12 protein-coding genes are annotated in these 13,102 nt (G+C 37.7%); all 12 read right to left on the bottom strand.

Annotated elements, in window-relative coordinates; genetic code table 11:
* Window positions 1-211: 211 nt before the first annotated feature.
* A complete protein-coding gene (locus ENO17_10065) occupies window positions 212-1,693 on the bottom strand; it encodes a C4-dicarboxylate ABC transporter permease (protein ID HER25376.1) in 1,482 nt (493 codons plus the stop codon).
* Window positions 1,694-1,715: 22 nt separating this feature from the next.
* Window positions 1,716-2,177: a tripartite tricarboxylate transporter TctB family protein gene (locus ENO17_10060; GenBank protein ID HER25375.1), complete on the bottom strand. Its 462-nt coding sequence runs from the start codon at window positions 2,175-2,177 to the stop codon at window positions 1,716-1,718.
* A gap of 75 nt (window positions 2,178-2,252) precedes the next feature.
* Window positions 2,253-3,230, bottom strand: a complete 978-nt coding sequence (locus ENO17_10055; GenBank protein HER25374.1) for a tripartite tricarboxylate transporter substrate binding protein — start codon at window positions 3,228-3,230, stop codon at window positions 2,253-2,255.
* Window positions 3,231-3,294: 64 nt separating this feature from the next.
* Window positions 3,295-4,401, bottom strand: a complete 1,107-nt coding sequence (locus ENO17_10050; GenBank protein HER25373.1) for a peptidase M24 — start codon at window positions 4,399-4,401, stop codon at window positions 3,295-3,297.
* 39 nt (window positions 4,402-4,440) lie between these two features.
* Window positions 4,441-5,631 (bottom strand): Gfo/Idh/MocA family oxidoreductase, encoded by a 1,191-nt coding sequence (locus ENO17_10045; GenBank protein HER25372.1) that lies wholly within the window; start codon window positions 5,629-5,631, stop codon window positions 4,441-4,443.
* 76 nt (window positions 5,632-5,707) lie between these two features.
* The gene (locus ENO17_10040) at window positions 5,708-6,454 is read right to left on the bottom strand and encodes a 3-oxoacyl-ACP reductase FabG (protein HER25371.1); all 747 of its coding nucleotides are present in this window, start codon (window positions 6,452-6,454) and stop codon (window positions 5,708-5,710) included.
* 12 nt (window positions 6,455-6,466) lie between these two features.
* Window positions 6,467-7,447, bottom strand: a complete 981-nt coding sequence (locus tag ENO17_10035; GenBank protein HER25370.1) for a C-terminal binding protein — start codon at window positions 7,445-7,447, stop codon at window positions 6,467-6,469.
* A 68-nt stretch (window positions 7,448-7,515) separates the two neighbouring features.
* Window positions 7,516-8,796, bottom strand: a complete 1,281-nt coding sequence (locus tag ENO17_10030) for a TRAP transporter large permease subunit (protein ID HER25369.1) — start codon at window positions 8,794-8,796, stop codon at window positions 7,516-7,518.
* A gap of 76 nt (window positions 8,797-8,872) precedes the next feature.
* A complete protein-coding gene (locus ENO17_10025) occupies window positions 8,873-9,295 on the bottom strand; it encodes a TRAP transporter small permease (GenBank protein ID HER25368.1) in 423 nt (140 codons plus the stop codon).
* Between the two features lie 361 nt (window positions 9,296-9,656).
* Window positions 9,657-10,646, bottom strand: coding sequence for a C4-dicarboxylate ABC transporter (locus tag ENO17_10020; GenBank protein ID HER25367.1), 990 nt, complete (start codon window positions 10,644-10,646; stop codon window positions 9,657-9,659).
* A gap of 171 nt (window positions 10,647-10,817) precedes the next feature.
* The gene (locus ENO17_10015) at window positions 10,818-11,846 is read right to left on the bottom strand and encodes a sugar kinase (GenBank protein HER25366.1); all 1,029 of its coding nucleotides are present in this window, start codon (window positions 11,844-11,846) and stop codon (window positions 10,818-10,820) included.
* A 20-nt stretch (window positions 11,847-11,866) separates the two neighbouring features.
* Window positions 11,867-12,826, bottom strand: coding sequence for a bifunctional 4-hydroxy-2-oxoglutarate aldolase/2-dehydro-3-deoxy-phosphogluconate aldolase (locus ENO17_10010; protein ID HER25365.1), 960 nt, complete (start codon window positions 12,824-12,826; stop codon window positions 11,867-11,869).
* Between the last annotated feature and the right edge of the window lie 276 nt (window positions 12,827-13,102).

The following is a 13,102-nucleotide window of genomic DNA, read 5'->3' as shown; positions in this document are numbered from 1 at the left end:
ATATTATTAATAGTCCTAAAAGGTTTTACCATGCCTTTGAGGGGTAACAAATACAGATTTTTATTGCATAATTCATTTTGATGAATTTCTGGGTCTAATTAATTATAACATCATTTCCTTCAATTATTTAACGCAGAAAAAGAGCGTAGCAAAAATTAAAGGAATTGAATTTATTTTTACCCTGCCATATTATTTAAAAACATTTCTTCGTTTAGTTTTTCGGGTGCGCAGAAAATTGTCTTCTAAAAGAATATAACAAGGAAAGCAGAGAAATCACATAGAAAAAGATTGCAATAGGGGATTGAAAAAGAACGGTCCAATCTCCATGAGCTATGATCAGAGCCCTGCCAAGTTCGTCTTCTGCAATAGGCCCTAATATCACACCTAAAACAATTGGGGCCATGGGAAAGCCGTTTTTTCTCATAATATATCCAATTACTCCGAATAGAAGAGCAACGGACATATCGTAAACACTATTATTAAGTGAGAAGGCACCCAAAAAACATAAAGTAAATATAGAAGGAAAAAGAATGGCATCGGGAGTTCTTAAAATACGAGGGAATAACCTTACACTCAAAATTCCGAGTAAAAGTATTAAAATATTAGCCAGCAATAGTCCAGCAAAGATTGAATTTATAATTTCAGGATGTTCTCTAAATAAAAAAGGACCGGGCTTTATCCCGATAAGCAGTAAAGCACCGAGCATGACAGCAGTAACGACATCTCCGGGAATTCCCAGGGACAAAAGTGGAACCATTGCTCCACCCGTTGTCCCATTATTTGCTGCCTCAGGTGCTGCTACACCTAAAATATTCCCTTTTCCAAAAGAATCAGGATTTTTCGACCATCTTTTTGCTTCACCATAGGCTAAAAATGAGGCGATAGTTCCTCCGGTTCCGGGAATAATGCCAATAAAAGTACCCAAAAAGGAGGAGGCAATAATAGTAGGAAAAATGTTTCTCAATTCTTGAAAAGATGGTAATATCCTATAAATTTTTTGTTGGTAATGTTTAATTTTTTTACCTATCGCTTCTAGTTGAATAAAAATTTGTGATACAGCAAATAAACCAATAAGAACGGGCAAAAGGGGGAAACCAGCCATTAAATTAGGAATGTTAAAAGAAAAACGTGCATAACCAGTAACCGGATCTAGCCCAACCGTTGCAATGAGAAGACCAAAAAAGCCCGCAATCAGTCCCTTGACCAGCGATTTCCCAGCGACACTGGCAATAATAGTAAGTCCAAATATCATTAGGGCAAAATATTCTTCTGGCCCAAACTTAAGGGCAAATCGTGCTAATTGCGGGGCAATAAACATTAAACAGAAAGTAGAGATAATTCCTCCGGTTGTTGAGGCAATTGTAGCAATTCCAATTGCTTTTCCCGCTTCTCCCTTCTGAGCTAAGGGATATCCATCGAGCACTGTTGCGGCAGCAGAAGGAGTTCCAGGGATAGAGAGAAGGATAGCAGATATTGACCCTCCGTATATTGCTCCACAGAACATTCCGCAGAGCATGACCATGGCAGTGCTTGCATCTAAACGATAAACAAGGGGAAGGAGTAAAATTATTCCGACTGAACCCGTCAATCCCGGTATAGCTCCCACAATAATTCCACCAGCTACTCCTAAAAAAAGAAATATAAAGTGAAAAGGATACAAAACATATAAGAATCCTTGTATAATTTCCGACATTTAGATCACCTTGTAAAAAAGATTAAAAAAGATTAAAGCGTGGTAGAGGAATTCTAAATACTATTCTAAATAAAATGTAGAACAAAACCGTAGCAAATATTGAAATAGTCACAATCAAAAACCACCTTTTTTCATTAAAAAGAAGCATGGAGCCTGCTAAAAATAATGGAGTGGCTATTAAGTAACCGGCCAAAGGAAGAATTCGTAGATATAAAAAGGCTAAGATTATCATGATCAGTATTTTAATAAGAACTGTTTTATTTAAATCCGACTTTACTTTCTTTTGTTCGGACTCCTTTTTGGCCCCGGATATCCCTTGTAATAAGAGTATCAAAGAAAGCAGGAATAGACCTACACTAACAAACTGGGGAAATACTTTGGGTGATAGAGCAACAGTTTGTTTGGGAAACTGAAAAGTTAAAAAATAAATTGCCATGGAAATTATCATAAAAAAAATACTTAATAAAATCTCTTTTTTACCCATTAATTCCTTCTGGTTTTTAGTTTGAAAGGTGATAAGTGTTTAGTTATCTATCACCTTTCAAACAATCTCTAATTATTATTTATACTTATCGCCTAGTTTATTATTTATAATTAAATTTTTATAGAACTCATTTTGCTCTTCAACCCATTTGGTAAACTCTTCAGTCCCCTTATACTCGAGGAGTATTCCTGCCTTTTTGGCAAGGGTGAGAAAATCAGGATCCTCCATAGTGGCTTTAAAAGCATCATGGATAACCTTTATCTTTGCTGGATCGGTGCCTTTAGGAGCTGCAAGACCTCTCCACTGTCCCAGGGTAAAATCAACCCCTTGTTCTATTGCTGTGGGAACATCCGGGAAATCTTCCAGTCGATCTTTAGAAAAAATAGCCAGACACCTTAATCCCCCAGCCTCCATCTGTGCTACTCCCTCGGGAGGAGAAAGAATTGCAGAATCAACATGTGATCCCATTACTCCAACCAGTGCCGGACCTCCTCCTTGATAAGGTACATGATTAAAACTAACTCCCGCCACTTGTTCAAATGCTAAGGCAATCATGTGTGTTCCACCGCCTGCTCCTGCATTACCAATGGTAACCTCACCGGGCTTTTCCTTTGCTGCCTTAACAAAATCATTTAAATTCTGGAAGGGTGAATCGTTTGGAACTAAAATCCAGCAGGGAGCATTGACCAAATTAATAATCGGATCGAAGGTTTTATAATCATAAGGGGTAACACTCATGTGAGTTTTGGTGAGTGAAGGTGTAGCCCAGGCAAGGATATAATATCCATCCGGCTTCTTTTGCATTGCTTCCGCATATCCCGGAACAGCTCCTCCCCCAGGTCGGTTAACAATCATAACCGGAACTTTTAAGTATTTGGGAAGTATGGAAATAAAAGTCCTGAATGCTATATCCGTTCCGCCGCCAATACTCCAGGGGATCATCAGCTCTATCTCGTGAGAAGGGTAAGCTTCTTGAGCTAAAATCTCGGGGATAAGCACGAGACACAGTAAAGTAATCACAGTTATGCAAACAATCAATTTCTTGCTCTTCATAAAAATTTTCATTAGATACCTCCTTTTAATAATTTTTTATCCAAATTATTTATTGATAATTTAACTATCTTTCCAGAATATCAGGTCTTATAAAGATATAATCACCTCCTATTTTTATTTCTAATTTGGGGAAGATTATAGGTTTGGATAAAAGTAACGGACCATCAGAAGTAGCCAGCATAGTATCTTCACTTTTACTACCGGTAATAGATGGGTTCCAGGTAAATCCTTGATTTTCCTGTACCACCTCTTTCGTTTGGAAATTTACTTTATAATCTCTTCCGTTATAACCAATAGCTCCCCCTTGATGATGAAGTTGGTATTCTTCAGGATATCCCACCTCTTTATATGCTTCTATCCCTTTTTCAAAAGCTTCGACCACCGGTTTTCCCGGTATGGTATTTGCCATTAGAACACAATCAATATAGACATTGGCGTCGTATTTCTTTCTTAACTCATCTGGAACTTTACCAAATTGTACAAATCTGGTAAGAGATATAATTAATCCCCATTTCCGGGCATTGACACAGAGCATTGCTCTTTTATTAATTTTCTTTTCTGAAGCAATAGGATGCCTAAAGTAAGAAATTCGCTCATCCGCAGCGCAAAATGTGGTAATATAATCTAAACGATCATACCACAATCTTTCTGCAAGTCTTCCGACAATTTCACATTCCTTATTGCCTGGTATTATTGTTTCAGCAGTTTCTTCGATAGCCTTGGAAGTAAGATAGCCGACTTCTTTATATCTTTCGACTTCCCATGAAGTAAGAGAATAGCGAAGAGGATTTAAATCGTTCGAAATATTTATGGTCCTTGAAAAATCACCATCACAACCGACTTTTCCACCTTGAGTAATTTCTTCGACCATTTTTCCTTCCCGATCCTCGTACCACTTAAAAGATTTAATTTGATAACCCTGTTCCGAAAGTTTCTCTTCTTTCTCAATGCGTTCTGCCTCAATATTATTGCAAATAACATATTCTTCATTCCCAGTAATTAAAAGAGAGGCGGATCCCATTTCCGTTGCTATACTGACATAATTAATTCCGCCACAAGTTAACCAAGAAAAGTTACAATGTTTCCTTAGAAGAATAGCATCAAGATTCAATTTACTCATAAGATTCCTGATTCGTTTTTTCTTTTCATTTACTTCCAAATTATTTATCATAATATTCTCCTATATTAAAACTTCCAAAATCTTACACACTTATATGGAAGGGTCAAGCCGTATCTCAACTTCAGTTCCTTTGCATTCCGCTGAAAGGTAGGCAGCATATAGAACACTCACTACATCACTTGCTGCCAGCATTCCCGACTTCGGTTCACGATCGGTAGCAATCGCTTCCATAAAATCCTGAATCTCCTGTGGATAACCAAACATAAAGTTTTCATCTGGCGTAGGATGAGACCATCCTTGTTTGGTCCCAATCTTCTCCATCACGTATACATCTTTAAGTTGTTCTTCTTGGGGATTGTATAGTTCCATTGCATTAACAGGGCTTAGATTACACTTAGTTCTATGATTATTCGCGAAAATCTCCAACCAATTATGTACACCTCCCATGACTAATTCCGAAGCAAAAATATCAGCAATCATACCGTCATTAAAAATTACATGAAGTTGACAGTAATCTTCAATATCTTCATAATCAGTTCTTAAAAAACCTTTATCAATAAACTTTGGATTCCGGGTTATCTCATGAGTCCGAGCGCTAACTGTCTGCGGACGAATAGCTTTACCATTACGAGCAAGACCCTCTATCTGTTTCAGATATAATACAGCGGTTAAAGGATGGCAGCTCTTGCCTACCATCGATCCTCCTCCTGATAATCTCCATATTCCATAAGCCGGAGAAAGACTTCCTGAATGTGATTGATCTCCCAAAGCCCATAAAATTTGCCCTTTGGTTTTAGTAATAATTTCAGCCTCTTTCTGAATTGCCGGTGCATAAATCCAATTTTCTGCATAGCAAAGTTTTTTCTTACTCTTTAAAGCTGCTGCAATAATACGTCTCGCACTAGCAACTGCGCTTTCTAACATCTTTCCCTTGGAAAATTTATTCCCTTTAAAATTCTTATCTTCTTGAGACCCAAAGTATCCCGTAAAAGGTTTTTCAACTACTATATGTTTTCCTGCCTCTAAAGAGGTTATAGAAACTTCTTCATGAACATATCCCGGAGTACAAACATCAATAACATTTACCTCGGGAAGCATTTCTTCTAGGGAATCAAAAGACTTAATTCCACGTTTTTTCGCAAAATCTTTACGGTGTTCCCTGGTAAGTGAAGTAATTCCAACTACTTCTATATCTATATCCGTTACCCGCTGATAGGCAGTGTAATGAAATTCGGCAGCAAAACCGCAACCAACAATTCCAATTCGGATAGAATTGTCCATAAGTATAATCTCCCTTCATTGCTTACTAAAAATAAACATGTACTGGCTGAGAGATTTAATCCCAATCCCTCCCCTATTAATCCATTAAATATCCACCATTGACATCCAGGACTTCTCCGGTGATAAATTTTGCTTTATCTGAAACCAAGAATACTACTGCTTCTGCTATATCCTCAGGTTCGCCCATTCGGCCAAGTGGTATATCAGCAATAATACTTCTTCTTTTTTCCTCTGACCATTCCTTGCTCATATCTGTTTTAATGGCATGGGGTGCAACAACATTAACATTTATGTTATAGGGGGCTAACTCTCTGGCTAATGACTTTGCCAGGCAAATCATGCCTGCCTTAGAGGCTCCATAACAAGGGGCAGAGGCAAGATCTCCGACCTTTCCTGCAATAGAGGAAATATTTACTATTTTACCGTATCTCTGCTTTTTCATAATTCCCGCGACCGCTTTCATACAATTGAAAGCACCTTTGAGATTTACGTCAATAACTCTATCCCAATCTTCTTCCTTAAGATCCTCTATCAAGCCACGCTTGATAATGGCTGCGTTGTTTACCAAAATATCAACTCTTTTAAATTTTTTAATAACTGATTGTACCATTTGATTAACTTCTTTGCTATCTGAAACATCTACCTGGATAGCCAAAGCTTTCCAACCTAAGGATTTAATTTCCTTGGTTACTTTCTCAGCTGTCTGAATATCAACATCATTAATAATGACGCTTGCTCCTTCCCGGGCTAATGCAATCGCTATAGCCTTTCCTATGCCTCTACCAGCACCGGTTATTATGGCTACTTTATCAACTAAATCCATTTGCCTACCTCCTTATAAAATCTTCCTTTTGGTTAACTGGGGATTAACCATTGCCCTGGGTAATCCTCCCTTTAAAACTGCACGAACTGACTCGGCAACCTTAGTCTTCAACTCCACATAGGATTCCTCTGAGTAAAAAGAAATATGGGGTGTAATAATTATATTGTCCAATTTTACTAGAGGGTCTTCCCAATCGGGTGGTTCCTTCTCCATTACATCCAAAGCTGCACCGGCAATCCATTTTTCCTTTAGTGCTATGTAGAGATCCTTTTCATTAATAACTGGACCACGGGAAGTATTGATCAAATAAGCAGTTTTTTTCATTAATTTTAACTCATTCTCTCCAAAAGAATGTCTTGTTTTATCTGTTAATGGGACATGAATTGAGATAAAATCCGAATTGGTCAATAACTGAGGAAGTTCAACCAGCTTTACTCCTATATCAACTTTAGATACATAGGGATCATAAGCCATTACTTTGAAGCCAAATCCCAAAGATTTTTGTGCTACCATCCTGGCAATCCTGCCTAAACCAAAAAGACCTAAAGTTTTCCCTTGGGTTCGAAAGAGAGGTTTAGCCAGGGTAAAATCCCACTTTTTTTCTCGTACTTTTCTATCCAATAAAGCTATCCCTCGGGCACATGCTAAAATTAGGGCTATACTATGAGTAGAAACTTCATCAACACAATAATCGGGAACATTAGCCACAATAATATTATGTTCGGTAGCTGCTTCAACATCGATATTGTCTACCCCTACGCCATAGCGAGCAATTATTTTACAACACTTTAATGACTTAATTACTTTCCTGGTAAAGGGAGCATATTGATTGATAATTCCATCGGCATCTGACGCTACTGCTATTACATCTTCTTCTGTTGTACAAGTTTCCAGAGTAAGCTCCGGATTAATTTCACTCAATATTTTCTTTTCTATTTCCACAGACGGATGATCACAATCTGTAATGATGATTTTAAACTTTTTATTAGACATAGAGCAGTCTCCTTTTCAAATGATATGTTTATAGTTTATGTTTCTATCTAATCTTCATTGTATTCATTTTACCCAAAAATCAGGTCGGGAACAAAAGTAACAATGCCCGGGAAGAATACGCATAATAATACCACAAACACGACAGCTAAGAAAAAAGGCCAACTTTCCTTCACAAATTCACCTATGGAACAATCCATGATAGAACAAACAGAATACATGGCCACTCCTACCGGTGGAGTTAACAAACCGATAGCACAGGTAATGACCATGACAACCCCAAAAAATACTAAATTTACACCCAGTGCTTTCATAATGGGAACCAGAATGGAAGTCAATAATAAAATAATAACCGTGGAATCCATGACAGTCCCCAAAAATAAGAGAAATAGTAAAATAATGAAGGTAATAATTAAAGGATTTTCGCTTAATCCCAAAAGATATTGAGATAATAATTGCGGTATCATCTCCCAGGTAATTCCATAACTCACCAGACCTGATAGGGCGATTAAATACATAATCATACCAACATCCAGTATAGTATTATAAATTGCACTTTTAAACTTTTCCCAGGTTAATTCACGATAGACAACCAAGCCTACGGCAAAGGCATAGACACAAGCGAGAGCTCCGGCTTCTGATGGGAGCAACAGACCTAATCTCAAACTCACTAACAGAATAATCGGGAATAAAATTGCCCAGATACTACTCAGAAATGTAGCTATCATCTCTTTTGCAGGCACCCTCTCCTTATTCTGCGGAAGATAACCTCTTTTTTTTGCGGTAATTGATACGGTAACCATTAAAAAAAGCATCATTAAAAGACCGGGAACAATTCCGCCGGCAAAAAGGCGTCCAATGGAGACTTCACCAATACTTCCGTATAATACCATACCAATGCTAGGTGGAATCGATATGGTAATTAATGCTGAAAACCCGTTTATCCCTGCCGAATAGCCACGAGCATAGCCTTGTTTAGTCATATCCGGTCCTAATATGCGTGACTCCATAGAAGCATCCGCAATAGCCGAACCTGAAACACCACCCATCATGGTGCTCATCACCACACTGGTTTGGGCTAGAGCGCCTGGTTTATGCCCGACTAAATCCGAAGATAATCTGACAAGTCTTTTAGTTATTCCGGTGTTATTCATCAAATTACCGGCAAAGATAAACGTAGGAATGGCAAGTAAAGTAAAATTTTGGGTTTGTGAAAGGATTAATTGAACCGGCATGGTAAACGGCAGGGTTGGCTGCTGGATAAAAAAGACAAATCCCGATATTCCTATGGCAAAAGCTACCGGCATACCCAACAACAGAAAAACAGCAAATAAAATAAAGACAAGTAACATTATCATTCCTCCTTAGTAAGTACTCGGGATCATTTAATCGTTTTGTCAATCATGGTGATCATATCGCACTATGGCTTTATTTCATCTTAAATATTTGAATCTTCTCACTTTTAATCAAATTCCATATCTTAAGCAGAATAGTTACAAGAAGAGATGTACATCCAACAGGAATACTTAAGGTAACCCAGGTATAACTAAATCCTGGAATGCCCTGATAAGCCCTGAATCTGGTAATAAAACAAAGCTTGATACCATATATAATAAGGAAAACTAGAAAGACAACGATGATGACATAATTAAGTAAAGTAATATAACTTTGAATTTTTTTGGGTAATTTGTTTACTAATATTTCTACTCTTACGTGCCGATTTTTTCTCATGGCAATATCGGCGCTGAAGAATACTGCCCAGGCAAAAAGAAAGGTCGAGGTATCCATTGCCCATCCAATAGGATAACCAATACTCCTTCCAAACCCTGCTGCAAATATAATCACTACCATCACAATGAAAAAAAAGCTGGATAAAAAATTCTCTGCATGACCGATAAATTCATAAGCTTGTTTAAATTTAATCAAGTAAATACCCCCTATCTGTCAGTAAAAGGATAATAAGTTCAGTGGATCCAAATATTCGTATGGATCCGCTTTAAAATGATTCGCCTTTTTGTCTGTTTTGGTTAATTGAAAACAAATTTCATAATCGTTATAAGAAAAGTATGATAGATATAATGGATGTTTTAATAATAACTTTGGTAAAATGAGGGCAAAGCATGTTTACCTTTGCTCCAATATTAGTAAATAGCTTTGCCCTCTTATTATCACAAAACTGTTGTTTATAGTGATAGACAAAACAAGATGTCAACTATGGTAAAGCTTCTAATTCCTTAATGATCTGTTCTCTCACGTCGGCAATACCCAGTACTTCATAAGCAGCCTTTCCTGCCTCTTTAAATGCCTCTATATCAACATCTTGAATGATTGTCATGCCTTTTTCCACTGCCCGTTTTCTGAAATCAGGAATCCCTTCTTCCATTCCATAAGAAGTTTCCAATCCAGCCCGATCACATTCTTCAATCAATATTTTCTGATATTCTTCAGGAAGGCTGTCAAACCATTTGGCACTTACCACTTCAAAGTTTATCAGCAGAAAATGCTTGGTTTCGCTAACATATTTCAGTACCTCAAATAGATTGGCACCAAAGATATTAGCGTAAACCAATTCCGCCCCGTCCGCTGCTTTCTGTTGTAATGCCGTATAGATTTCTCCGAAATTAATAGCTGTGGGTACTGCACCCAGTGCTCTCACAGATTCCTGCCAGATAGGAGCAGGGGGGGTCCTGATACGAAGTCCTTTTAAATCTTCAGGTGATCTGATAGGCTTATTGGTCATAAAATGTCTGAAACCCTGCACCCAATTAAAAGAAAGAACCTTTAACCCATATTTGGTAGCCAATTCTTCATTCCATTGTTTCACAGTAGGAAGCTGATTTAGTTTTACAACATCTTCAATACTATTTACAAAATAGGGACCATTCATTACTGCAATTCCGGGAACATAATTTCCCAGGCGTGCTGAATCGGTATTCTGTCCCACATTAACACCCTGGCGAATCTGTTCTATGATGTCCTCTTCAACACCCAACTGTGCACTATGGAAAACTTGGATCTCTAATCCACCATTTGTTCTTTCTTTAACTCGTTCAGCCCAATTTAGAAAACCCTGATGATAGGGTTCATTGGGAGAAAGTACATGGTTAAACTTCAGCACATATTTCGCCTCCGCAGATACCATCAAAGAACATATCGATATTAATATTACAGTCATTAACAAAATTATACTTAGTTTTTTCATCTCATCTTTCCTCCTAATTAATTTTATTTAACATTGAACTAATAATGTTAGTTACAAAATTTACTTTTTATATTATTTCTCTCAGCTTATCACCTCCCCTTTAAAGCCATACCTAAATTTCGTCCTAATCATCCGGTGAGAATCGGCTTTAACCTTTTTTATTACTCTCTTTTACCGCTGGACTCGCCCCGAGGAAGCTCCCCCCATTAAACTTTCTACTTCCTTCAGCGAAAGCAGAGGCAAATCGCCAGGAATAGAATGTTTAAGGCAAGATGCCGCTACCGCAAATTCAAGAGCCTCTTGATCATTATGCAAGTTATTAAAACCATAGATTAAGCCTGCCGCAAAAGTATCTCCCCCTCCCACTCTGTCGACAATATCATGAATTTCATACTTCCTAGAAATATAAAATTCTTTTCGATTATTCAGCACTGCCGCCCAGCCATTGTCATCTGCAGAATGGCTTTCTCTTAGTGTAATGGCTATTTTTTTTATATTGGGATACAGTTCCAGTACTTGTTCAGTTAATTCTCTATATTTTTCAGCTTGCAGCTTTCCCGACTCTACGTTAATATCTACCTTCACTCCTAAAGATTTCTGGCAGTCCTCTTCATTCCCTAGGGCAATATCCACATATTTTACCAATTCATTCATTACCTCAATAGCTGATTTCCCATATTGCCATAATTTTTTTCTAAAGTTAAGATCACAGGAAATAGTGAGTCCCTTTTCCTGGGCTTTTTTTACTGCTTCTAAGGAAAGTTCTGAAGCCGAAAGAGAAATAGCTGGCGTAATTCCGGAAATATGAAACCAACTTGCTCCCTCAAATACTTTATCCCAATTAATATCACCGGGACTTGTTTCAGCAATGGCTGAATGAGAACGATCGTAAATAACTACAGAAGGTCTTTGGTTGGCCCCAGCCTCTAAAAAGTAGATACCCAATCTATTTCCTTTTCTCATGATAAGAGAAGTATCAATATTCTGTCTTTTTAGTTCTCTGATGCAAGCATCTCCAATAGCATTATCAGGAATCACCGAAACATAAGCTACATTCAAGCCAAATCGGGCTAATCCGACGGCTACATTGGCCTCTCCCCCTCCAAAGGTTGCTTCCAAAAGAGGGCTCTGGAAAAACCTTTCCCAATTAGGCGGTTTAAGCCGCAACATTATTTCTCCAAAAGTAATATATTTTTTCATGATCTTCTCCTTTTCAACGATTATTTCTGCAGAAGATGCAGGGCAAATCCGGATACTTCTTGATCTAAATAAACTGCTTTAAGTCTACCTTCCTTTTCTTTTGCGGTTTCTGGAAGAATGGAAATACCTTTCATTTTAAAGTAGGTTATTGCTCTTTTAATATCGTTAGTAGCCATGGCAATGTGACCATGTTTCCCCAGATATCCGTTTTTAATCACCTCAAAGACTGGGCTGGCAAAAATAGAAGTGGTACCTTCGTTTATAGGTAAAGAAAAAAGGTGCGACAGTAGGTTGGCAGAATTTAGGGCTTTATCCTTATTTTCTTCATTGATCCCCAGGTGGGAAAATTCAAAACCCAACATGGTTGAAACCGCTTCTCTGGTGAGTCGGGTAATCTCATTAAAATTACCCGAAGAAATTAGGTTATCTTTTACCATCCAACTGCCTCCACAAGCATGAACTTTTTTGTTGGATAGATAGGAAGTTAAGTTATTCAGGTTAATTCCTCCGGTGGGAATAAACTTTATACCTGAATATGGTGCCGACATAGAAGTAAGAAGTGGTAATCCCCCTGATGCTTCCGCTGGAAAAAATTTTACTACCTCAATTCCTCTCTCCAAAGCCATCTCAATTTGGGTTGGATTATTTATACCAGGAGTTATCGGAATCCTGTTTTCTATACAATAATCTACCACCTTTGGGTTAAAACCCGGAGAAACAATAAATCGAGCACCTGCAGAAACCGCCCTTTTTACCTGTTCAATAGTTAATACGGTCCCCGCGCCAACTAAAAGCGTTGGAAGTTTACTAGTTAAAGATTTTATTGACTCCTCTGCCGCAGAAGTCCTGAAGGTAATCTCGGCAATAGGGAGTTCACCAGCAAGAAGTGCTTTCCCTAAGGGAAGTGCATCTTCAGATTTTTCGATTTTAACTACCGGGACAATTCCTAATTCACCGATTCTTTCAAGGGTCTTATCCATTTAAATAATCTCCTTTATAAAAATATTGGTAATATTTTATGATTGAGCTTAGATAAAATGAAATTGTTTTTTATACTGGTCATATATTGATTCACTTTTTACACCTAACTAAAATAATTTTTTATCTTTCAATTTTCATTTAATGATAATTTGCCATTATATCCCAACTGTTTGGATATTTTTGCACTTGTTTCGATAAGAGCTTCTTTTAGGTTATTTTGTGCCTTTTTATCTACCCTAAAAATAGGGCTTGAAATACTAATGGCGGCTATAACT

This window comes from Candidatus Atribacteria bacterium (genome assembly GCA_011056645.1).
GTDB classification, from domain to species: Bacteria; Atribacterota; Phoenicimicrobiia; order Phoenicimicrobiales; family Phoenicimicrobiaceae; genus Sediminicultor; species Sediminicultor quartus.
Note: the sequence above shows the minus strand (reverse complement) of the source record. Positions and strands in the feature narration are given on the sequence as shown.